Source organism: Bradyrhizobium sp. CCGUVB14, assembly GCF_024199935.1.
Taxonomy (GTDB): Bacteria; Pseudomonadota; Alphaproteobacteria; order Rhizobiales; family Xanthobacteraceae; genus Bradyrhizobium.
On sequence record NZ_JANADS010000001.1, the window covers coordinates 1,653,835 to 1,676,360 of the forward strand.

22 protein-coding genes and 1 pseudogene are annotated in these 22,526 nt (G+C 58.5%); 15 read left to right on the forward strand and 8 right to left on the reverse strand.

Annotated elements, in window-relative coordinates; translation table 11 throughout:
* Nucleotides 1–2: 2 nt before the first annotated feature.
* The 3 genes and pseudogenes from NLM32_RS07725 to NLM32_RS07735 form a co-directional block, all read left to right on the forward strand.
* Nucleotides 3–434, forward strand: coding sequence for a M48 family metallopeptidase (locus NLM32_RS07725; protein ID WP_254128580.1), 432 nt, complete (start codon nt 3–5; stop codon nt 432–434).
* Nucleotides 427–2,547, forward strand: a complete 2,121-nt coding sequence (sctV, locus tag NLM32_RS07730; protein WP_254128581.1) for a type III secretion system export apparatus subunit SctV — start codon at nt 427–429, stop codon at nt 2,545–2,547. The genes NLM32_RS07725 and sctV overlap by 8 nt, the downstream gene beginning before the upstream one ends.
* Before the next feature lie 948 nt (nt 2,548–3,495).
* Nucleotides 3,496–4,068: pseudogene (locus NLM32_RS07735) on the forward strand (IS481 family transposase); the annotation flags it as partial.
* A 119-nt stretch (nt 4,069–4,187) separates the two neighbouring features.
* Here the strand turns inward: NLM32_RS07735 and NLM32_RS07740 are convergent.
* Together NLM32_RS07740 and NLM32_RS07745 are read right to left on the reverse strand one after the other, a co-directional pair.
* Nucleotides 4,188–4,388, reverse strand: coding sequence for an IS3 family transposase (locus tag NLM32_RS07740; protein ID WP_254128582.1), 201 nt, complete (start codon nt 4,386–4,388; stop codon nt 4,188–4,190).
* Nucleotides 4,389–4,450: 62 nt separating this feature from the next.
* A complete protein-coding gene (locus tag NLM32_RS07745; RefSeq protein ID WP_254128583.1) occupies nt 4,451–4,831 on the reverse strand; it encodes a hypothetical protein in 381 nt (126 codons plus the stop codon).
* A gap of 395 nt (nt 4,832–5,226) precedes the next feature.
* On the opposite strand from NLM32_RS07745, the gene NLM32_RS07750 reads away from it, so the two are divergent.
* Nucleotides 5,227–6,021, forward strand: coding sequence for a glycosyl hydrolase (locus NLM32_RS07750; protein WP_254128584.1), 795 nt, complete (start codon nt 5,227–5,229; stop codon nt 6,019–6,021).
* 1,143 nt (nt 6,022–7,164) lie between these two features.
* On the opposite strand, the gene NLM32_RS07755 is transcribed toward NLM32_RS07750, so the two are convergent.
* Together NLM32_RS07755 and NLM32_RS07760 are read right to left on the reverse strand one after the other, a co-directional pair.
* Complete coding sequence (locus NLM32_RS07755; protein ID WP_254128585.1) at nt 7,165–7,311, reverse strand: hypothetical protein; 147 nt, start codon at nt 7,309–7,311, stop codon at nt 7,165–7,167.
* Nucleotides 7,312–7,862: 551 nt separating this feature from the next.
* On the reverse strand, nt 7,863–8,480 hold the full coding sequence (locus NLM32_RS07760) for a secretin N-terminal domain-containing protein (RefSeq protein ID WP_254128586.1): 618 nt from the start codon (nt 8,478–8,480) through the stop codon (nt 7,863–7,865).
* Between the two features lie 286 nt (nt 8,481–8,766).
* Here NLM32_RS07760 and NLM32_RS07765 point away from each other — a divergent pair, with 286 nt between their 5' ends.
* The 11 genes from NLM32_RS07765 (at nt 8,767) to NLM32_RS07815 (ending at nt 17,174) form a co-directional block, all read left to right on the forward strand.
* Nucleotides 8,767–9,240: a nodulation protein NolB gene (locus NLM32_RS07765; protein WP_254135245.1), complete on the forward strand. Its 474-nt coding sequence runs from the start codon at nt 8,767–8,769 to the stop codon at nt 9,238–9,240.
* Nucleotides 9,241–9,249: 9 nt separating this feature from the next.
* On the forward strand, nt 9,250–10,119 hold the full coding sequence (gene sctJ, locus NLM32_RS07770) for a type III secretion system inner membrane ring lipoprotein SctJ (protein WP_254128587.1): 870 nt from the start codon (nt 9,250–9,252) through the stop codon (nt 10,117–10,119).
* 14 nt (nt 10,120–10,133) lie between these two features.
* A complete protein-coding gene (locus tag NLM32_RS07775) occupies nt 10,134–10,766 on the forward strand; it encodes a nodulation protein NolU (RefSeq protein WP_254128588.1) in 633 nt (210 codons plus the stop codon).
* A complete protein-coding gene (sctL, locus tag NLM32_RS07780) occupies nt 10,763–11,386 on the forward strand; it encodes a type III secretion system stator protein SctL (protein WP_254128589.1) in 624 nt (207 codons plus the stop codon). Before NLM32_RS07775 ends, sctL begins: the two co-directional genes overlap by 4 nt.
* 44 nt (nt 11,387–11,430) lie before the next feature.
* Nucleotides 11,431–12,741, forward strand: a complete 1,311-nt coding sequence (gene sctN / locus NLM32_RS07785) for a type III secretion system ATPase SctN (protein ID WP_254135246.1) — start codon at nt 11,431–11,433, stop codon at nt 12,739–12,741.
* Nucleotides 12,717–13,250 carry a hypothetical protein gene (locus NLM32_RS07790; protein WP_254128590.1) on the forward strand — a complete coding sequence of 178 codons (534 nt, stop codon included), beginning with the start codon at nt 12,717–12,719 and terminating at the stop codon, nt 13,248–13,250. Before sctN ends, NLM32_RS07790 begins: the two co-directional genes overlap by 25 nt.
* A gap of 278 nt (nt 13,251–13,528) precedes the next feature.
* Nucleotides 13,529–14,371, forward strand: a complete 843-nt coding sequence (gene sctQ, locus NLM32_RS07795) for a type III secretion system cytoplasmic ring protein SctQ (RefSeq protein ID WP_309143676.1) — start codon at nt 13,529–13,531, stop codon at nt 14,369–14,371.
* On the forward strand, nt 14,364–15,029 hold the full coding sequence (gene sctR / locus NLM32_RS07800; protein WP_254128592.1) for a type III secretion system export apparatus subunit SctR: 666 nt from the start codon (nt 14,364–14,366) through the stop codon (nt 15,027–15,029). Before sctQ ends, sctR begins: the two co-directional genes overlap by 8 nt.
* A gap of 2 nt (nt 15,030–15,031) precedes the next feature.
* The gene (locus NLM32_RS07805) at nt 15,032–15,307 is read left to right on the forward strand and encodes an EscS/YscS/HrcS family type III secretion system export apparatus protein (protein ID WP_254128593.1); all 276 of its coding nucleotides are present in this window, start codon (nt 15,032–15,034) and stop codon (nt 15,305–15,307) included.
* Nucleotides 15,308–15,318: 11 nt separating this feature from the next.
* Nucleotides 15,319–16,140: a type III secretion system export apparatus subunit SctT gene (gene sctT / locus NLM32_RS07810; RefSeq protein WP_254128594.1), complete on the forward strand. Its 822-nt coding sequence runs from the start codon at nt 15,319–15,321 to the stop codon at nt 16,138–16,140.
* Nucleotides 16,137–17,174, forward strand: a complete 1,038-nt coding sequence (locus NLM32_RS07815; protein WP_254128595.1) for an EscU/YscU/HrcU family type III secretion system export apparatus switch protein — start codon at nt 16,137–16,139, stop codon at nt 17,172–17,174. Before sctT ends, NLM32_RS07815 begins: the two co-directional genes overlap by 4 nt.
* Before the next feature lie 44 nt (nt 17,175–17,218).
* Here the strand turns inward: NLM32_RS07815 and NLM32_RS07820 are convergent, their stop codons facing one another.
* The 4 genes from NLM32_RS07820 to NLM32_RS07835 all read right to left on the reverse strand — a co-directional run bounded on the left by NLM32_RS07820 (nt 17,219) and on the right by NLM32_RS07835 (nt 20,467).
* Nucleotides 17,219–17,881, reverse strand: coding sequence for a CpaD family pilus assembly lipoprotein (locus NLM32_RS07820; RefSeq protein ID WP_254128596.1), 663 nt, complete (start codon nt 17,879–17,881; stop codon nt 17,219–17,221).
* Between the two features lie 10 nt (nt 17,882–17,891).
* A complete protein-coding gene (locus NLM32_RS07825; RefSeq protein WP_256568222.1) occupies nt 17,892–19,358 on the reverse strand; it encodes a type II and III secretion system protein family protein in 1,467 nt (488 codons plus the stop codon).
* Between the two features lie 28 nt (nt 19,359–19,386).
* Nucleotides 19,387–20,076, reverse strand: coding sequence for a response regulator transcription factor (locus NLM32_RS07830; RefSeq protein ID WP_254128597.1), 690 nt, complete (start codon nt 20,074–20,076; stop codon nt 19,387–19,389).
* A 253-nt stretch (nt 20,077–20,329) separates the two neighbouring features.
* Nucleotides 20,330–20,467, reverse strand: a complete 138-nt coding sequence (locus tag NLM32_RS07835; protein ID WP_254128598.1) for a hypothetical protein — start codon at nt 20,465–20,467, stop codon at nt 20,330–20,332.
* Between the last annotated feature and the right edge of the window lie 2,059 nt (nt 20,468–22,526).

Here is a 22,526-nt window from a genome sequence, read left to right on the forward strand (position 1 = left end):
CAATGTCCAACTCCGATGGAGCGCAACGGACGACAGATGTTTCCAATTCCGATAACGTCTCGCTGAGTTCCGGACAGGAGCGCGATTTGCTCTGTGCACTTTCCTATCTGCATCTTGCGTGTGGGCAAAGTGCAGAATGCTTGGCTCTCTTGCGGCTCATCGTCCGCGACGACACTCAAGATGTCGATCTGCTGCGGATTCTCGCCTACGCCCTCATCTCGGAAGGCCTTGGCGATGAAGCACTGCCGATCCTGGATAAACTAGACGCACTTGATGATGGATCGTCTTCGCGCATCTCTTTGATGCTGTTGCGTAGCCAAGCGCTGCGGCGGGCCGGCCTCATGGACGAGGCGCGCGCGGTTTTCCAAACCTATGTTTCGTTGCGTGACAACACCGGCCCTATCAACCAACGATCGGAAGGTCCCCATGGCTAGCGTCATGCGTCACATCATTGCGCGCGCGTCGGCCAGCTCCGATTTGATGGTTGCGTTGGCGCTGCTTCTGACGGTCAGCATGATGATCATGCCGATCCCGATAGTGGCGATCGATACGCTGATCGGCTTCAATCTGGGCTTCGCCATATTGCTGCTGATGGTTGCTCTCTATATCAGCACGCCGCTTGATTTTTCGTCCTTGCCGAGCGTCATCCTGATTTCCACGGTGTTCCGTCTGGCGCTTACCATCTCGACGACGCGGCTAATCTTGGCCGAGGGGGATGCCGGCAGCATCATTCACACGTTCGGTGATTTCGTCATATCGGGAAACATCGTCGTCGGCATTGTCATATTTTTAGTCGTGACCATGGTGCAGTTCATCGTCGTCGCCAAGGGCGCCGAACGCGTGGCGGAGGTGGCGGCGCGCTTCACGCTCGATGCTCTGCCCGGCAAGCAGATGGGGATCGATGCGGAGCTGCGCAACGGCCATATCGATCAAAACGAAGCCCGCAGCCGGCGCGCTACATTGGAGAAAGAAAGTCAGCTTTATGGGGCTATGGATGGCGCCATGAAGTTCGTGAAGGGCGATGCCATCGCAGGCTTGGTGGTCATCTGCATCAACATGCTGGGCGGGATCACCATCGGCCTGCTCTCCAAGGGCATGTCTTTCGAGGCGGCGCTGCATCAATATACTCTGCTGACGATAGGTGATGCGCTCATTTCACAGATTCCCTCGCTGTTGCTTTCGATTACTGCCGGGACGATCATCACTCGTGTCAATGGAGTTGCAAGGCTCAATCTTGGTACGGACATCGTAAATCAGCTCACGGCCAATCCGCACGCATTGCGGCTATCTTCCTGCGTCCTGGTTGCAATGGGGGCCATTCCGGGTTTCCCGCTCCCTGTCTTTCTTCTGTTGGCCGCAGTCTTTGCGGCAGCGAGCTTTGCCGACGGCTTCATCCAAAGCGCCAAGAAAAACGCCGATGTCTCTCGTCCGGCTTCCGAACAGTCCGACAAGCAAACTGTGCCCGCGGGGGCACTTCCGGTCGCGGTGTTCCTTGCGCCCAGTCTGACACGGGCGATCGACAAGGACGAATTGCAACAGCACATTGCGCGCGTTTCGGGACTTGTCTCAGCTGATCTTGGCATCACGATTCCGCGCATCCCCGTTGAGGTCGACGAGCGCTCGCCGGAGTTGCAGTTCAGGGTGGATGTCGAGGGCGTCCCGGTCGATCAAGGTTTGATTGATCCAACGCAGCTCGCACTCCACGACGATCCGGCCAACATTGAATTGAGCGGCATCCCGTTTCGGCATGACCCGGAGACGAACCAAATTTGGATTGAACAGAGCAACGCACCGGCTCTCAAAGCAGCCGGCATCGGCCATCACCGTCCCATTGAAATCCTGGCCTTGCGCGTCCATTCGGCGTTGACCCGTTATGCACAGTGCTTGGTGGGTATCCAAGAGACGCGCCAATTGCTGGCCCGGATGGAGACGGAATATTCCGATTTGGTGAAGGAGGTACTACGTACGACGCCAATCCCAAAGGTCGCCGACGTCTTACGGCGCCTCCTGGAAGAGGGTATTCCGATCCGGAACACGCGGCTGGTCTTGGAAGCATTGGCCGAATGGAGCGGACGTGAACAAAACGTCGTCTTGCTCACGGAATATGTTCGCTCCGGCCTGAGACGGCAGATCTGCCACCGCTATGCCAACGCACACCGTGTCGTGCCGGTCTTCATCATCGAGCGTCAAACCGAGGATATTGTTCGCAGCGCGGTGCGTGACACTCCCAAAGGGCCCTACCTGGTATTGACGGACTGGCAAAGCGAGGCGCTGCTGTCAAAAATGCGTCAGATCCATTCGAACGCAGTCCGAGGTCAGATCCAGCCCGTTATCCTTGCCTCGATGGATATAAGGCGGTTTGTCCGCGGTTTTCTTACCCGCAATGGGATCGATCTTGCTGTTCTATCCTATCAAGACCTTGCCTCGGACTTCACAATTCAGCCGGTTGGATCCATCACACTCGCGGCTGCGAAGGACAAGGCTCCGTCGGAGGAACTTAGCAACATGCTCGTTGCAGCCGATTCACAGGCGCAGCAGTCAATATAAGAAGGGCCGAATGAATTCACGTCAGAAAGCAATCCGGTGGCGCTTGGGTTCAGTTTTTCTGCTCTCATTCTCAGCTCTCCTCGGTATTCTAGGACTCGGCGGTTGCGCTAGCTGGGATAGACCAGCTCTTCAGGTGCAGGAGACGCCGCCGCCAAAATTGCTTGGCGCAAAAGATATCGATCAAGCTATGCGAGAACGTATTGAGTGCGCGGTCGACCAGAATCCAGACCAGGAGCTTTGCGCGACGCGCTGAAAAGCGAACGGAAGAGTGCGCGGCGAGCGCATAGGTATTGGGCCGCGTGTCGCTGCGAGGGCCTGTTAACGGCTGCGAGGAATCGCGCATAATGGCGCAGTCTCGGTAAGGCGCGTAGCGGGCATTGGCGACCGGCCCCGGGCGAGCCGAGTGGGCTGCCGTCAAGCTGGGGCCAAGTCGCCGCCGGGGGCGACCAACATGGCGACGCGGCGGGGCCAACAGGCGCACAAGCGCCGAGGCCGATTGCGAACAACGATGACAGGGGGGCGGAGGCGAGGTGCGTTGACCGCGAGGCGGATTGCTCGAAGCAGTGTTGAGTGTGGCCAAACGTAATTGTGATTTGGTCACGAGAGGACCGTGGTCCGTCACAGCCTCGCTGTTGCGCGATACCGGCGGTTCCGGTTGGCGTGCATAGCTCGGCCGGTCAGTTGCCTGTTATGTAGAAGTTTCGGCTTGATTTTACGACATGGTTCGAAACTGGCAGGGAACGAAGCTGCGGGCGAGCAGGGGCGCTCACCCAAATGGGCGCTCCCGCACAGCCCGCATCGTCTCACAGGAGACGTCCCATGACACAAGAGCAGAAGGTCATTCGCGCGAAGGTTGGCATGCTGGAGCTGGCCAAGCAGCTGAGCAATGTCAGCCAAGCCTGCCGGATGATGGGCTACGACCGCGACAGCTAATACCGGTTCGAGGAGCTGTACGACAAGGGCGGCAAGCTGGCGCTGATCGAGATCAGCCGCATGAAGCCGCTCCTAAAAACCGTGTAGCGCCCGAGATCGAGGTCGCGGTCGTGGACTTGGCGATCGAACACCCGGCTTTGGGGGCAGGTGCGGGTCAGCAACGAGCTCCGCCGTCGCGGCCTATCGGCCTCACCGTTCGGGGGGCGGGCGGTGTGGCCGCGTCACGACCTTGCCAACGTCAAGAAACGGCTGACGACGCTGGAGGCCACGAAGGCCCAGGATGGCCTGGTGCTGACCGAGGCCCAGCTCGTCGCGCTGGCGAAGGCCAAGTCCGAGAGGGAGGCGCATGGCGAGTTCGAGAGCGAGTGCGCCGGCTATTGCGGCGCGCAGGACACCTTCTATGTCGGCAATATGAAAGGGGTGGGGCGGATCTATCAGCAGACCTTCATCGACACTCATAGCAAGGTGGCGTTTGCCAAGCCGTATGACTGCAAGGCGCCGATCACGGCGGCAGAGCTGCTGAATGACCGCGTGCTGCCGTTCTTCGATGCGCAGGCCATCCCGCTGAGCCGAATCCTGACCGATCGAGAAATCGGCGTAACAGTTTCGCCTTAGTCCCCTTTACATGCGGGCTACGTCACCCTGCCAGTTGAGAGCAGGTCACCTCCGCTCGGGCTGCTGCTTCCCCACAGCAGGAAGCCGGCGCGTCAAATCCCTCCTTTCTCAATGCGTTCCAAGCCCGGCTTTGTGGTTCTGGGCTTCGGCCCCAGCGCCGCGATGCCCATCTTGCGCATCAACCGCTGCACGCGTTTGCGATTGATGCGGCGGCCTTCGCCATTGAGCATCGCCGTCATCCGCCGCGAACCTAGGAAGGGCCAGGACGTGAACAGCTGGTCGATCCGTCGCATCAGCTCAACGTCGTTGTCATTGGCCGGCCGCGGCGGCCGATGTACGCTCGATTGCGCAACGCTCAGCAGTTGGCATTACCGGCGGATCGATAGATTTTCATGATCGCGGTGAAGCAATCCTCGGCGATCCGGCGCGATCGTCTTCCGGACCTCCTGGATAAGAAATCCCACTCGACCGTCAATTGTCCGATCTTGGCGGGGAGCTTCTCGACCTCCAGTTCGCGAGCCGCCTCGCCATCCCGACCAGCGCCCGCGTCGAACGCCTGAACCGCTTGATCCTGAAGCTGCAGCTTCCACACATAGATCTGGTTCACATGGACCTCGTAGCGCTGCGCTAGATCCGTCACCCTTGATTGTTCACGCAGCGCGCCAAGGCGGTCTTCACCTTCAGCGCCGCATCGATCTTCTGTCTCGTCTTCTTCATGATCCGCTCCCTTTATCAATACGGAATGGCATCCGCACCGCCTAAGCCGCGGGTCCAAATCCGGGGTCCATTTCAAAAGGCGACCCCGCATACCTTCGGTCTACGACAGCGTATGTCAGCTGCGTAATCGCCGCGGTTGCCTCAAGTGCAAGCGAGATCAAGTAGGGGCGGTGCTTGTTCGGAGCGCGAAGAGCGCGCTCGTCGCACGACCCTCAGATTCCCGGACACCTCGCACCCCCTGCTGTCATCCGAAATGACAAACTGAGCAGCCGGTCCATCTTTGTTCTTGCACGGGTCAGCTTCTCGAAAGCCAAGCTTCGTAGCATTCGAACCTGCCTTCAGATGAGGCCACCTAAGACTGAACTGCTCAGCCATTCCAGGATACCCCGCTGGCAGAAAGAGGAAGAGAGCACTATGGATTTCAATCGGATAAACAGTGCCCGCTCGCCAGAATGCCCAATGGGGTACGCTTACTCACAGGAGGAACATGATCTTTTTAGCCAGGCTGTGAATAATGTCAGGTCATCGGCTACCGCCCTGCCGGCACAGGCCCTGATTTGGAGGTCGAGCGATCCATACGGGAACCATTCAAGTGATGGCTATACCTGGAACAACGACGTGTGGGGCAGTGGTGCGGGGCCTCAGACCATTTCGGTGCATGAAGCGAACCGATGGAGCGTGTGGTCGAACCAGCCTGAAACAGGCGGCATCAAGAGCTATCCGCACGAGGCTGTCCATATCGGAAAGCCGCTCAGTGCAATCAACACTTTGAGTTCGACCTTCAATCAGGACGTTCCTAAAAGCGGTGCTTGGGACACTGCCTATGATATTTGGGACAGCTCAAACCAGCAAGAGATCATGATCTGGACAAACTACACCGGAAACTCGGACGGTAGCGGGAACGTTAAGCCCATATCGTATAAATACACCCCTTCCGGGGCGTCGATGCCGGTCTATCGCAATGTCGCTCTAGGAGGGACGACCTGGAACGTGTTTGAAGGGAATAATGGTCACAACGTCATCTCGCTCGTGCCCATTTCCAAGAGCAACAGCGGGACAGTGGATATCAAAGGCATCCTCGAGTGGATCAAGTCGAAGGGTTACTTCGGCGACATAAACGTCGGTAGCGTCCAATACGGCGTCGAGATCACCTCATCGCCAGGCGGAATGAACTTCAACTTCGACAATATGACCGTGACCTCGAAGTGAAGATTCGTGGGGCGAGGTGATCTGTGCTCATATTGTAAGCTACGCCGACTAACGGTCTCAGCCTGCGGCTTACGACGTCTAAGACCGGCGTGTCGGCCCTTTAATTGCAGTTTGTTGTCAAAGCTTACATTTTCTGAACTCACCCACGGCATACGGTGGTAGCGCTCGCGTCATCGGAGCTGGACGGGGGTCGCGGAGATGGCGTGGGCACGGCTGATACACGCTTTGCCGGCCAGGCATTGGATCGCCGGAGCTGGTGCTGATGTCTTCGCTGGGGTCATGGTCCTTTCCGAGGTCGCGCAGCGCCTCATGATAATGTCCGGGTCGGGCGCCTCAACGTCTGCAGCGGAGTACAGTCAAGCCGCCCACCAGCCGATTGAACAAGGTCGCCAACACCGGTCCCAGCGGAACATCGCCAGTCCGGCAAACCGGACCAGGAACTTTACAAAATCGGATCAAGCTTCCTTCGGCTGCCCCCAGTCGAACGATGTGCCGTCGACCCAGATACGTGAAGAATGATGGCGATTTGAGAATCTTGCGGGCATACGAGGCGCGGTCGGGAACGCGATGCAGAAGCACGTCGCACCGCGACCGCGCATTGTGTTACCTCAGCTGGATGCGCGCTCAGCGAGCAGATTGAAAACCTGCCTCGATCCCTCCCGCCGGATGATTTCGAAGTGGCTTGGGCAAGGAGTTCGATCCGCCCTTCGTGCTGCTGGTGGGCGCCAATTCCTGTGTGCCTGACGAGTAGCGTGTCAATCGGTACTGGAACGGATCTTTACGGGATCCAAAAGCTCCATGCCCGACAAGCTACTGGAGGCGCTCGCAGAGCATGCCAAACTCAGGCAACATGGCATTCAAGATCGCGGTCCATATCGTTCCGCATCAAACGCGAATGCTGAATCTGGCACACGCGAGCTCAACGCCCGAGCTGATGGGCAAGAAAAAAGGGCCGCTTGATTGACAAGCGGCCCAAGTCTAGGGAGGAAACGCCCAAGGAGGGCAGCGGCAGCGAGACGCTACCGCGCTGCAATAGTACGCGACCGCACTGCACACGCAAGTCTTTTTCGCCAAGTCTTTTTCGCCAGTCCGTGCGAGGTTCGCCAAGTCTGTGCGAGGCACCATCCTTGCGTAGATGTTCACCTAGCGCGTCAGTGGCGGAAATCGTTCCCTGGACGAAACGAAGTCACGTCCGCTGTAGATCTTCCGATCGTTCATCCGCTCGTCGATAATGCGGGCGATATCCTGGAACATCAGCTTCGGCTCGACGGCGATAACGCGTTGCTCCATTCTCGTCCTGCTAATCAAGAAGACAGAGCCCGTTCGCTGCAGTTGGCTTTGTTGACGACGGGCACCACAATGATGTCGCCCGCGTGAACACATAAGGCTGATTACCGTCGAACGATCGTTTAGTGAGCCGCCTTCAATCTCATTGCATCACCTCATGGATTGTCAGTGGTTGCCGCAAGGCTTGTCATCCAAAGGGCGCAACGGGTCGGCCGGCGCGGACGGCATGAGGTGACGAACGTCCCGGCGAACTTGCAAGGCCGATCCTGACAACCTCTTGGCTTGGACCAAATCCGGCCGGAGCATCGCGCCGCCGGTGCAACGGAACTTCAGCCTGGGCGGCTGGTGCCGAACGGTGATCGGCCATCCCGAGACTGCAAGACAAGGTGGCGCAGCGGCAATTCTCGTGTGTCTAGCGCCGATTTACGAGACGCAACGTCTTGCCATCCTTCAACGGCGTTTGACCGGGACGATCGGTCAAAGCTCCCTGCACAACCCCGCGTAACGGGCTCATTGGGGGCCGCTGGCAGGAATTCGCCAACAGCGCCTCAGTATCATCTTTGGCCCGCCGTGTATGCGGGCAAGGCGCCGTCCTGGTGCGAGGTATCTGAAGAAGAGGGGCTTTCAGCTCGCCCATCTCGAACAACCGTCGCTGAGGACCCGCGATATAGCAGCAGCACAGAGTCCCGCGACGGCATCTGGGCGGAGCGTGGTCGCGCCTGCGCTTCCGCCACAAGCCCTTTGAGCGTCTGCTCCACCAGTGCGATGAAGCGCGGCGGCCCGGACGCGAGGACGAGGCCATTTCCCGGTGCTGGCCTCAAGATGTAGCGCTCGTCAGAAATGTTGAGCGTATCCAAGGTCGCCTTGAGAGCGTCGAAACTGATTGAAGTTAGAAGAAGCAGACGAGTTTGCGCTTCCTTCGCGGTAGACACGTAGAGCACGAGCCCATCGTAATACCATTGAAGATTGTAGAGCTGCGTCAGATGATCGAGAAACTCGCGCGGTGGCAGATCCGGCATGTGCCCGCGAATCCGTCCCTTCACCTCGGCGCTGATGGTGACTCTGATATTGAGGTTGTCGCCGAATTCCTGCAGCGCGGCGGAAAGCTCCTGATCCAGAACAGTATAGCGATAAGCGGTCGAGGGCAGCGACAGGGAAGCGCCGGACGCCATCTGTATTCCGGTGGAAGCGAAAACACTGAAACAGAGGACTCCGTTCAAAACGTATCGGATTATGAATCGAATGAGCATTCACGGCTCTCTCTGACTTAGACAGGAGTAACGTTGCGTAAACGTGAACGCGAAACGTGATCTTTAGATGACCATGAACGGGCGAACTCGTCAGCTTGCCGTCAGCTGACCTCTCTAGGACATTGAACCGCTATGGGCTTGAGCGACTGGTCGCATCACATCTCGAAGAGAGCGAGGTCTTTCCATGATGATGTTAGGCGCTGCGCCGATGTCTCACACTCTAACCGAAGGGTTGTCCAAGACATGTTCGGCAACAGCGGTCGACGAGCAGGCCCAGTTTCAACAGAGTCTCTTGCAGGCGGCTTCAGTTCAAGACGCTGTGCCTCCAGTGGCAGGGCCTCCAGTGACAGAAGTGGCGCCAGTTCCGCCGACATCCGAGGTATCACGTGCAGCAACACAGGCGAGCCCGCTCGGCGATCGCATCCTCCAGAATCTTTCGTCAATGTATCGGGTCAACGCAGTTCCAAAGGGTGTGGAGCCTGGGCCGGTGTCGGAGCCCCTGTTGCTGAAACCGGGCGCGGCAGAAACACGTGAGCCGGTCGCTCCCCATGGCCCAGTTGATTTCGAGGCGATGATGACGAACCTGAAGGATGTTTCTGACGGCGTCATTCAGGTTACGCTGATTTCAAATGGCATCGGCAGTCTCGGTTCGTCCCTGAACAAGCTGATGTCGGCCGGCTGAGTGGGGCGAATGATTGGTTCATTCTGTTGTCGCCAAAGCGGCCAGGCTCGTCCATCCAGCAAGCGATTTCGCGTTGTGGCCCTGTTGCCGCTCCTGCTTCTCCTCATCGGTTGCAAAGCCGATCTCTACACCAAAGTTCAAGAGCGTGAGGCGAACGAGATGCTTGCGGTCCTCCTCAAGAGCGGGATCGATGCGGTCCGCGTTGCTGCCAAGGACGGGACCAGCACGATCCAGGTCGAGCAGAATCAGATTGCCTCCTCAATCGATCTGCTGAATGGAGAAGGGTTGCCGCGCCATGCTTTTAAGAGTCTGGGCGAAGTGTTCAACGCGGCGGGTCTGATTGCTTCGCCGACCGAAGAGCGCGCCCGTTACGTCTATGCGCTGAGCGAGGAATTGTCGCGCACGATCAGCGATATCGATGGTGTCCTGTCAGCGCGCGTCCATGTTGTTCTGCCGAAGAATGACCTGCTCCGACGTGACACCACCCCATCTTCGGCGTCGGTTTTCATCCGGCATGACTCCAGGGCAAATCTCTCAATTCTGCTGCCGCAGATCAAGATGCTCGTCGCCAACAGCATCGAGGGCTTGTCCTATGACAAGGTGGCTGTGGTTTTCGTGTCGGTCGAACGGCCTGCACTGGAACCGCGACCGGTGCCTGCAGCCGGTTTCGGCCAAGCATCAGGATTGATTTCAACCCCATTGCTTGCGGTCGGCATGGCTCTCGGTGGCTCTGTATTCGGCGTACTATCCTGCGTCTTGCTCAGCGCTCGTATGCGTCAGCGCAGGCAATCATCTCACAAAGCGGGCACGGTCCCGGGGCGTTCGGGGATGTCCGCCATCGAGGCCGTGCACAAAGCGATCAACCCTAATGCGGCGTAGTGTGGTTTTCCGATATGGCGAGACCGAATTCATCCTCCGAGCGGCATCGTCCGCTCAAATTGCCCTCTGTAGGTGTTCGTGAGCTTGCCGCCTCGATTCATCCGACCCGCCTTGCCGCACGTCTTGACGCGAACCTCTCGGCTGCGACGTTGCTACGGCTGCAGAAGAGTCCCAGGCTGCAAATAAGATTGCCAGGGTTGCTGCTCGACAATGAAATGGACTTGAACGGAAGTGGCTTCGGGCCAGACCTTCTATTCGGACGCGATCCGGGCAGGGCTGCTCGGCTCGCTGGCGGTATTTGGCATGCCCGTTCGCTGACAAGGCTGATCGCAAAGCACGATGTCACTATTCTGATCGGGCGCGTCGGGAGCGAGGTGCAGGCTTTCGGAATCCGACATGCAGCGCATGCGGTTTCAACCAGAGTTATTGCCGATCCCGAACAACTTGCGCAAGAGATTGAGGACGATGGACATGCCTGTCTCGGCGCTTGGCTCGATGAAGTGTCAGCGCTTGATCGCCGCCGCGTGCTTCTACGCCTAGCTGTCGGAACGGCTGCTGACAATCCTGCCACAGAGCACCGCGATGTCGCAGGCCGATTGTTTTCCCTGGTGTTGGCGCAATTGACGACGGAGGCCCCAGCGGGATGACGGCCGACGACTCCGCGCCGCCCAACACTCCGCACATCCGCCCGCTTGGGCCACTGGTGGCGGCAAGCGATCTTAAGATCTGGCAGAACGCCGTCGAGGCGTGTGCCGCAGCAGAGCGCCATCTAGCGCGGGTTCGCACCTGGGCGCGCGGAGCTTATCAGAAGGAGCGAGCGCGCGGTCATGCCGAGGGGGTGAAGGCCGGCACCGAGGAAATGGCACAACTGATCGCTCAGGCTGCTTCGGAACTGGCACGACGAAAGGCCGTTCTGGAGCAGGAATTGTCAGCGCTCGTGATGGACATCGTAACCGACCTATTGGGCGCGTTCGACCCCGGCGAGATGCTGGTGAGGACGGTTCGTCACACGATCTTGCAAAAATATGGTGGGGCGGAACTTTCTCTTCGTGTGTCCCCCATGGATGCAGATGCGCTTACGCGCGAATTTGCTGCCTGCGACGGCCAGGAAGGCCGCCCGGCGGTCCGAATTGTTCCGGATCCGGCGCTGCTTCCGCACGAATGCGTACTGTGGAGCGAATTTGGCAATATTAATCTCGGACTCGACGCGCAGCTCCGCGCCCTGCGTTTGGGCCTTGGGTTAGGTCATGAGGTAGGCGAACAGTGACGGCGCCCGGAAGAAATCATGCCGGCCCTGATGGAGAGGAGACTCTGCACGCGGCGCTGGCGCGTCTGCGATCTACAGCAGGGCAGGTGGACACGCGTGCCGTACGCGGACGGATCACGCGAGCGATCGGCACGCTAATCCATGCGGTCTTGCCGGATGCTCGTATTGGAGAGCTTTGTCTCCTAAAGGATCCGCGCACCGGATCCTCTCTTGAGGCCGAGGTGATCGGTCTGTTGCACGATGGCGTGTTGCTGACGCCCATCGGTGACCTGCAAGGCATGTCCAGCCGCGCGGAAGTCGTTGCCACCGGACGGATGCACGAAGTGCCTGTCGGCCCCGATTTGCTTGGCCGGGTGATCGACAGCTTCGGCCGTCCGCTCGATGGCAAGGGCGCAGTCAAAGCCACGGAAACTCGCCCCCTGCGCGGCAAAGCGCCAAATCCGATGACGAGACGCATCATCGCGCGCCCCCTGCCACTCGGCGTTCGCGTCATGGATGGTCTTCTGACCTGCGGCGAGGGCCAGCGGATCGGCATTTATGGAGAGCCCGGTGGCGGTAAGTCGACGTTATTGTCGCAGATCGTAAAAGGCGCGGCCGCCGACGTCAGCGTGGTCGCGCTGATAGGCGAGCGTGGACGCGAAGTGCGTGAATTCATCGAGCGACATCTTGGGGAGGCGGCGCTTCGCCGCACGGTCGTCGTCGTTGAGACCTCCGATCGCTCAGCGATGGAGCGGGCGCAGTGTGCTTATACGGCAACCGCGCTCGCCGAATATTTTCGCGAGCAACGCCTGCGCGTCGTTCTGATGATGGATTCATTGACGCGATTTAGCCGCGCCATGCGTGAAATCGGTCTGGCTGCTGGTGAGCCGCCGACCCGCCGGGGCTTTCCTCCCTCTGTCTTTGCCATGCTGCCAGGTTTGCTGGAACGCGCTGGCATGGGCGAACACGGTTCGATTACGGCCTTCTATACCGTGCTTGTAGAAGGTGACGGCGCCGGCGATCCAATCGCCGAGGAAACGCGCGGCATTCTCGATGGTCATATCGTTCTCTCACGATCTCTCGCGGCACGGGGGCATTTCCCCGCCATCGATGTGCTGTCGAGCCGCAGCCGCGTCATGGATACCGTCGTGTCTGCGCCGCATCGCCGGGCCGCATCCGTGTTCCGTGATCTGCTCTCCCGCCATGCAGAGGCGGAATTCTTGATCAAGGTTGGCGAATACAAGCAAGGCAGCGATTTGCTGACGGACCGAGCTATCGCCTCGATCGACGATTTGCGCGAGTTTTTGCGCCAGGGTGAAAACGATGCGTCCACTTTTGAGGAAACCGTTACATGGATGTGCCGTCTGACCGCATGAGTTGCATTCACGCTTCGAGATTGCGCCACGTGAAGGATATGCGTGAGCGCAGTGCGCGCAGTGAGTTGTCCAATATGGAAGCCAAACGTCATATCGCGACCTTGGCCGCGGAACACGCATGGCAGGAACTTGCAATTGCCGAACAGCATCACACACAGGCGGAGGCCGAGGTTTACCAACAGTTGACATCGCTCGGTACCTTGTCCGTCGCCGAACTGGATCGTTGCGAGCTCACCCTTGAGCGGCTCGCAAGTGAGATCACGTCGAAACGCCAGGCGCTTGAAGAGGCGCGCATCGCTCAAAAGCAGGCCGAGACAGCGGCATCGGAGAAGCGGGCGCACTGGGCCAAACGTTCCGCCGCGACTCACAAATGGCGACAAATCGAGACCGACGTCCGGCGTGCGGCCGATACCCATTCGGAAGCGACGGCCGAGCTAGAGGCCGATGATGAAGTCTTGCTTCGCTATGGGAGCGGCTTGCTCACGGCAGTGGCGGAGAGTTCAATCTGATGACAACAGCTAGTCCTGATGGGCTGCAAAGGTGCTGTCCTGTAGACCCAGCTCCTGCAAGTCGTGCGGACGAGTACGCCAAGTATGAGCCGTCCCAGGTTCTGACCCATACTCTCGTCTCATGGCTCAATAGAATAGCCGGGCCCCGCACGTCGTTGCGCAGTAACCTTGGCGATAAGCCGCTATCGGTGCGCGTGGGGCGACTTGTGTGGCAGCAGGAGCCTTCGGCTAGCTCGACGCTCGAGTGCGTTTGGGGCGTCGGAGGTGATGCGATTGTCTTGTCGGTACCGTATGCGCTTGCCGAGGCGTTGATCTCGACAGTTCAGAATGGCAGTAGCCTGGCTCAATTGTCCGAGCCAAGTCGTTCGCTCGTTCTCGAACTTGCACTCGAACCGTTACTCGCTCGTCTGGAGACTGAGACACAGCAGAAACTGCAACTTCTCCGTGTCGGAAATGCCGAGACAAAAGGGCCTTATATCGAATTCGACATCGTCTACGGCCCGGTCAAGGGTAAAGGTCGTCTTTTTCTTTTCTCGCCTCTTGATGGACCTATACCGCAGGCGTTCCGCGCCTTAGGCGAGCTGCTCGCCAAGTTGCCGCCAGAGATGCGCAAGCTTTCCGCAGAGCTACCCATCATCGTTGCAGGAGAGGTCGGCGCGCTCCGCGCTTCAGCCTCGCTTCTTCGCAAGACAAGTGCAGGTGATGCGTTGTTGCCAGAGGTCATGCCATTCGCTCATGGCCAGATTATCCTCACTGCGGGTCGGCTATGGACCGCGGCAGATGTGGCCGGCAACCGCCTGATCCTGTGCGGACCATTTCATTCGCGACCGCGACCCCTGGAGTATGCGCCTATGACGACACAACCCGGTCAATTGCAGCCGCCCTCGGAAGCCGATCTCGAGGATATCGAGATCTCACTTGTCTTCGAATGCGGCCGCTGGCCGATCACGCTGGGAGCACTGAGAAGCATCGGCGAAGGACATGTGTTCGAACTTGGCCGGCCGGTCGATGGCCCGGTCGATATCTTTGCGAACGGGGTGCGCATCGGATGCGGCGACATAGTACGTATTGGGGACGAGCTCGGCGTCAGACTGCGTGGCGGGTTAGCGGGCAATGACTGACATTCAACCAGCAATCGTGGCGCTTCTTGCGATTACGGCCGGGCTCGGCCTCCTGGTCTTCGCGGTCGTCACGACCACAGCGTTCATAAAGGTATCTGTCGTTCTCTTCCTCGTTCGCAATGCACTAGGGACCCAATCAATACCTCCGAACATCGTTCTATACGGCGCCGCATTGATCCTCACCGCCTTCACGAGCGCCCCCATCTTCGAGCAGAGCTACAATAAGATCGCCGATCTGCAGCTGCGCTATCAGACGCTTGAGGATTTTGTAACCGCTGCGAAGGAGGGGCAGGAACCGCTGCGCGGCTATCTCAAGAAGTTCACCAATGAAGAACAGCGAGACTTTTTCCTGTCCTCGACCGAACGTGTCTGGCCAGAGGAGATGCGCGGCAGAGCCACGGCCGATGATTTTGCTATTCTTGTGCCATCTTTTCTAATCTCAGAACTCAAGCGCGCCTTCGAAATCGGATTCCTACTCTATCTTCCCTTTATCACGATCGATCTGATCGTAACGACGATTCTGATGGCCTTGGGCATGTCAATGGTGTCTCCGACAGTGATATCTGTTCCATTCAAGCTCTTTCTATTCGTGGCCATTGATGGCTGGTCGCGTCTCATGCACGGACTCGTGCTGAGCTATACAACGCCTGGAGGTTGAGCATGGATGAGACCACTATTCTCACTCATATGAGCCGATCGCTGGTCCTTTTCATGATCTGGGTTCTGCCGCCACTCATTGCGGCGGCGGTCGCCGAAACCGTCGTCGGCATCATCCAGGCGGCAACGCAGATCCAGGACCAGACATTGCCACTCACAGTGAAGCTTCTGGTCATTGTTGGGATTATCGCTCTGTTTGCGCCGGTCCTGAGCGCCCCGCTTATCGAGCAAACCAAGCAGATATTCACCGATTTTCCCGCGCTCACAACGGGCTACTAGCAGCCGTCGCCATGTATGGTTTGTCAATCGCCGAGACTCCAAATCTGATCCAGGCGGCTATTGAACTTGTCGTTGCTGCCGGCCTTGGTGCGGCTCGCCCCGCGGGCATTATGCTGGTGCTTCCCGTATTTACGCGTCCGCAGATCGGCCGGCTGATCCGCGGCTGCCTGGCGGTTGCGATCGAACTACCATATTTGGCGCAAGTCGCCGATGGCCTGAAGGCGCTGGACCCGGACACGCGTCTGCTCAAAATCACACTCCTCGGTCTTAAGGAGGCGTGCGTCGGACTGATGATCGGTGCCCTGCTCAGCATTCCACTCTGGAGTCTTCAGGCCGTCGGCGAAATTATCGATACGCAACGAGGCATCAGCAGCGTGGTCACGCCCGCCGATCCCGCGACGCGCAGCCAGGCTTCAGCGACCGGTCTGTTTATCGGTATCACCGCGATCACGATCTTCGTTGTATCGGGGGGGCTGCAAACCATGATCAGCGGGCTTTACGGCAGCTACCTGATTTGGCCGGTTTATCAGTTCGGACCCACGCTGAGCATGCAGAGGACAATGGAGTTGTGGGGCGTACTCGATAGCATCATAAGTACCACCCTCCTGGTCTCTGGGCCTGTGGTGGCGTTTTTGTTGCTGGTCGACATATCTGCGCTCTTGCTCGAGCGCTTTGCGCCGCAATTGAACCCGAAGGATCTGACTTTGACGATCAAGAATATCGGCTTTGCGATCATCATGGTCACTTACGCGGTCTATCTCATCGAATACATGCAATCGGAAATCACGCAGTCGGGCCGCGAGCTGGAGCAGCTTGAAAGGCAACTGAAATGAGCGACACGAGCGAAGAGAAAACGCACGCCGCCAGCGACAAGAAGCTAAAAGATGCGCGCAAGAAAGGAACGGTTCCGCACAGTGCTGATCTCGTCAAAGCCGTCAGCGCTTGCGCCGGTCTTGGCTATCTCTGGGTGGAAGCGGGTTCCATCCAGGGCAAGTGCCGTGAAGCGCTCATGCTGACCGACAAGCTGCTGAGTGAGCCGTTCAATATTGCGGTCGATCTGGCGCTCGGCGTCTTGCCCGAACTTGCCTTCCGAGTTGTTGGTCCGCTCCTTGGGAGTGTTGTCATCTGCGCAATGCTGACGGCAGTCCTGGCCAATGGTGGACCAGTGTTCTCCACGGAGCCGATGACCCCGAAATTCGAGAACATTGATCCCATCAAGGGGTTGAAGCGCATCGCGTCTTTGCGTTCCCTCGTCGAACTTGGCAAGAGCTTGTTCAAGCTCGTCTGTCTCGGCGCGATCTTTTTCCTTGTCGTTGTCGGCGGGTGGAAGACACTGGTCTATCTGCCGGTTTGCGGCATGGGCTGCTTCGACTTCCTCTTCATAGAGGTGAAACTGTTGATCGAAATTGCCTGCGGCGCGTTCCTGATCGTCGGATTGATCGATCTCCTCCTGCAGCGCTGGCTATTTTTGCGCAACATGCGCATGACTGAGAGCGAAATGAAGCGCGAGTACAAGGAGCAGCAAGGTAATCCGGAGTTGAAACGGGAACACCATCGTCTCCGGCGGGAGCAGGCGAATGAGCCCCCGCTCGGCTTGCATCGCGCAACATTGATCTTGACTGGGCCAAAGATGCTGGTCGGGCTGCGCTACGTCCGTGGCGAAACCGGCGTGCCGGTCCTGGTTTGCCGCGGCGAGGGCGAAGCGGCATCACGGATCTCGGATGAGGCGCGAGCCCTTCGTCTCAGTATTGTCGATGACCACGGCCTGGTCCGCGAGCTTATCCGCAGCGCCAAGCTTGGTAGCCCCATTCCTATGCAGTATTTTGAACCTGTCGCAAAAGCACTCCTTGCCACCGGCCAAGTCTAGCTTGTGTTGGGAAGGACGTCGCATGACGGGTAGGGCGTTGATCGCTACCGAGACGGCTGGGCGGCCTGGGTTCCGCTTGAGGTGGAATCTGATGAAACCTTGTTGTTAGCTGCGCCCAGGTTGCCGCTATTGCCTGTCGCGAAGCTTTTGTATGTGGCAACGGGAATGGCCGCACGATTACCATCACTCGGCACAACGGCCTGATTGTCGAGCAAGTCGTGCGGATCGTTGACCATCCCGGCCAGATTGTTGCGGATCGAACAGCCAAGCGTCGGGTCGAAAGAATTGTCGTTCACTGAAGGGCCAACGATCGACATTGACGGACAGACCGGAGGGTGTGCCTCATACGTAATCGCCTCGATTCGCGCGCCAGAGCCATCGCGCCGGTCGACGGATGGGCCGTAAAAGCGGATATTGTAAGGGTCGACGCCCATTGCGCGGGCCTCACTGGCAATCTGCGCTCCGAGCCGAGGTGAGCCGGTGATATCGAGATGGAGCGCGTCACGCCGACCGCGACTGGTATTGGCTATGAAATACCGCAGGCGTTGCCGCTCAGTCCCTCGAAGGCTCTGTAACAGCAAGACGTTCTTCTCCTGTTGAACCGTGATCGCCTGCGAAATCGGCTCGGGGGAGATCGGCGCGGTGCTTGTGCAGCCACCTAGGCTGGCCGTCAGAGCGATCAGGGTGGGCACGATTCGAAATGTCATTGGTCGATCCTCATTCGATGACGTGGCCGCCACCCCGTGTCGTGCTTGGTACGCTGGTCGGGGGAGCACCGCGCCCAGGCGGGCGAGTTGCCATCGTGTTCGTCAGACTGCGCGCGAGGTCCGAGGGCGGTGCGATGCGGTCGGTGGGGGCACTCATCGGCCTCGTGTTCGATCGTGGCCGCACGACGTAGGGCGTGACGATAATCACGAGTTCCGTCTCCTCCTGTTGGAATGAGGATGAGCGAAACAGCGCACCAAGAATCGGCACGTCGCCGAGCCAAGGGAAAGTCGTAATATCAGTGCTGAAGTTGCGCCGAATGAGCCCGCCGATTGCAAAGCTTTGGCCACTGGCGAGCTCGACGACCGTGTTGGCACGCCGAGTGGCGAGAGCCGGCACGGAGATGCCGTTGATGGTGACCGCGCCTTGTGTCGATAGTTCGCTGACCTCGGGCTTCACGCGGACGTTGATCTGATTGTTACTGAGAACGGTCGGCACGAACTCCAGGCTGACGCCGAAGTGACGAAACTCGACGGAGACCTGCCGATTATCCTGCAAGACCGGAATGGGAAATTCGCCGCCGGCCAGGAAGCTGGCGGATTCGCCGGACATTGCGGTGAGGTTCGGTTCAGCGAGTACGGAAGCGAGGTGCTCGTGGGCCATTGCATCGAGTACAGCGCTGACGTTGACATTGCCAGTGTTGACTCCGATCCTAGCCGTACCGCCGCCCTGCGCCGCGCCGTTACCGCCGCCACTGCCACTGACCAAGCCGAGCGTGAAAGGGCCAGCTTGACCGGAAGCGGAGAGGTTGACGCCGAGCTCCTTCATGGCGCTCCGGGAGACCTCCGCCACGCGCACGCTCAGATTGACCTGCAATGACCCAGCGACCTGGATCTTGTTGACGACGAGCGCACCGATGCCGAGAAATTGCTCAGTCACTTTCACTGCGCTATCGACGATCTCCGCATTGGGAGCCGTACCGCTAAGGATGGCGCCGCGCGGGGTATAACTGACCTGGATCGGATAGTCGCCGACCTGCGCTTTCAGCGTGGCGCGCAGATCCTCGATCGGCTGCGTGACGACAACACGCAGCTCAACGAGAGCCTCCCCACCCTCGTTCAGTGCGAACAAGCTGGTCCGTCCCGACTTTTTGCCAAAAACGAAGATGGTATTGTTCGACGGCGCCTGATAGTCCGCGATCGTAGGATCGGCGACAAAGATGCTCGCAGCTGGCGCGGGCAGATGAATTGTCTTGCCGAGCGAAGAGGAAAGGGTCAGTGTCCCGCTTGTGCCGTCGGGAGCCGTACGCGGCGGCCCCCCTCCATCAGTTCGCTTGATCTGAGCCGCGGCAGCGAGCGGGGATAGCAGAACGACCACGCACAAAAGATGCGAAAGACAAGGAAGAAAGATGGATAAAAGTGCGCTCACAGCGATCGAGACTCGACTGACGCCCGCATGTTTATCAAAAATGATGTTCAAGACAGTCTTTTCTTTCAAGTTCGATTGACTAGGCGGCCGACGCCGCGCCTTTTAATTCAAGGACGTAGCCGATCCCGCGCGCGGTTTTGATCCGTAGCGTTGCGCCGGACTTACTCAAATGGCCGCGTAAACGATAGATTCCGACCTCAAGCGCATTCGTCGAAACCTCGTTGTCAAACGCATAGAGGCCATCCTCCAATGACGCGCGCAACACGGTGCGGCCTGCGCGGCTGAGCAGATGCTCAAGAATGCATACTTCGCGGCGCGCGATCTTCAGCGGCCGACCATTAACGGAGGCCTGCCGACCGATCGGATCGAATCTTAGATTGCCAAAAGTAACGACAGGGGCCGTCATCTGCGTTGATCGGCGCAGAGTGGCGCGCATTCGTGCGATGAGTTCATCAGTAGACACGGGCTTGGGCAGGAAGTCGTCCGCACCGCCATTGAAGATCGCGATCCGCCTGCCGAGCTCGTTAAGGCTGCTCATCATTACGGCAGGCATCGAATACCCGTCGCGCCTCAGCTGCTTCAGCCACTCCAAGCCGTCTCCATCCGGTAGAAGCAACTCAAGCAGAAGGATGTCATAGCGGGCACAATCAAAGGCGGCGGCGGCCTCATCGAGCGTGCACGTTACGTCAACGGCAAAACCGCAGTCCGAGAGCGCCTGGTGCACAACGCGCGCTGGGTCCGTCTCATGATCAACCAGTAGCGTTCGCATGTCATCACCTCTTACCAAGTCATGCCAAAACACTCAGCGCGTCATGTTCAAACATGACTTCGAGCGAAGTTGAGCAGTCCGGCTTTCGCGTAAGCGTTTGCAGCCGGAATAGACGAAGAAGAACGGTACTGACCAATCGCGCACTTGATCGGATCCAATGTCAGCTCGACTCGCATTTTCGACAGCCTCATCTGGCTCGCATGCATCCCGGTGGACCTCCAGTCTGGCCTTGCCGCAGAGGCATCGACCGCAATCAATCAAACGCATCGACAGACTTGGCAGAACCCTCGTTCATCGCCGCGACAATTTTGGCAATTGTCAGCGACATCAGGGGGGCAATATGATTGCGAGAACACGTGATGGTGAAATCGATTGTTTGGATGAAATGCATTCATATTCCGGATCGGTAATAATGTTCCGGAGGCTGGATCTAAATCTCCTCATCGTGTCGATGCCTTGATGACCGAGGGGCGCTGCCTCACGGCAGCAGGTTTGATTGCTGATGAGCGGTGATTTCGGCGATTTACATCGTTGCGCTCTCCATTTGGCAAGCCCTCTCGCGCTGGTAGAGTTTCCGTGCGGGACCTGCGGATCCACCATTCGGCCACTCGAGCCCGTGAGCGGTTAGCTCCTGCTAAATCAAAGTCTCGATCGCCGCGTGGACGACCTGTCGTCAGGTTTACAAGGCCGCTCACTTGCTCGGCCTTTATCGCTTCGAGCCAATCTCTCTCGCTGCAAAGGACACCCCCTCGATGGGCGCCGAAACCTCGCCAGACCCAACATTCAGTCACGTCCATACGCTGGCGGCGGTGAACCCGTCGGGCGCCGAACCATTGGCGAGCGCATTTCGTATCCTTCGTTGTGATGCGTGCCACTTAGGCGGCTGAGCTGCCGACGTTCCACCGATTCAGGCCAACGGGCACGAAGGTCAGATATCGGACTTTGATTGAGACGCAACTTCAAGCCAGTTGGCGCGCCGGCGGACAGCTCGTCCGGTTCGGGCTGCAAGTGGGGCAGAGCTGACACGGCGTCAAGGTCGCATTGGCTGCGCCGGCAGCAGGGGCTTGGGTGCCGTGGCCAAGAAGCTTGAGGGATGAGAGGCAGGCGAGCTTGGGGCATTTGAGACATTCTATCTGTCTTGAATGTGCGAGGGCCGGAGACCGCCAAGAGCCGGCTGGATACGTACTGTACTTGTTTCGGATCGTACAATCTGACGCCCCGTCCGATTCAAGCCCCCTATGAGCGCTCATAGCTTGGCTTATATCGAGCGCGCATGCCTCCAGATGGGGGGACGGTATTGGAATTTGAAAAAGCGCGGCTGCTCCGAAAGGCTCTTGTCCGAACCGAGCGATTGTTTCTGGCTATGTTCGTGGTTCCATCGCCTCTGGATGGGAGGACGATGCTCGTCAAGCACGCAACGTCATCTGCGGGGGTCGGCAAGCTTACGAAGATGTAGAGTCCGCCTGCTCGTTCGAGGCGTCTTGCAGCGGCGAATAATTTTGGCCGCCGTCGGTCCGCGGCGGCGCAACCAGTGACCTCGTTGACGGGGCGCCAGACCAGCGACGACGAACCAAGTGGTCTTTTCGACAACATCGGGTTTGAGAGGACGGCCAAAGGCTTCGTCGTTCTTCCACGTCTGCATTAACATGGCATGGTTCAGCCGAGCGGCTCGCACACGAGTCTTCGTCACGAAAGCATGTCCTCCAGCGCCGCGCGTTGATGTGGGGGCGAATTCGTTAAATCGTATAAGGGAGGATTTCAGAAGCGGTCATGTGGCTGGACGCGTTGCTCAATCGGTGCAAGCTGCTTGTGAGACTTTCTTTCGGCTTGGTCTTGCCGCGAGACCTGTGGTTCTAGTGCCATGGCCCGCGGAACCAGCGTTTGGGCCGCTAGCGGTGAGTGTCCGCGGCGAATTCGTCAGCTTCTCGTCAGCTCGCCCCTTTAGGTGTGTGCCGCCTTCGACAGTACAGCTAGGATCATCCATTTTGCAGTGAGAATTCCCCAGCCTATAGCCCTCCAACCGATCTGCTCCAACGTGTCGTCGTGGAGGGTATTGGCGGGTATCTCCAATCTCAGCAGGGTCTTTCGCGCGAAATTGCTAGTTCGCGCCGGCAATCTTGAGTGAGAGATGGTAGTCCTGATCCGTCGTTCGACGTTCATCAGCTGACACCAAAAATCAACTTTCACGGAATGCTGCAAGCCCGGCAGAGTTAGTGGCGCTGCCGGGCGGCAATGAGCGTCGAATACAGCTTACCTCGACATCGAAGCGGGCTAGCAAATGTTTTCTGTCTTGCGACAGATGCACCCTTAGCGATGAACGACGGTGCTCGCTCGAACTGCTCGAAACGCCCGTATCCAGCCGTCCATTATGTGTGCAGCAGCTTTAGCATCGTCATTTGGTGCTTCTGCCCTCTTGGAGGAGCCGCCACGACGGATCGGTCCGACACGCA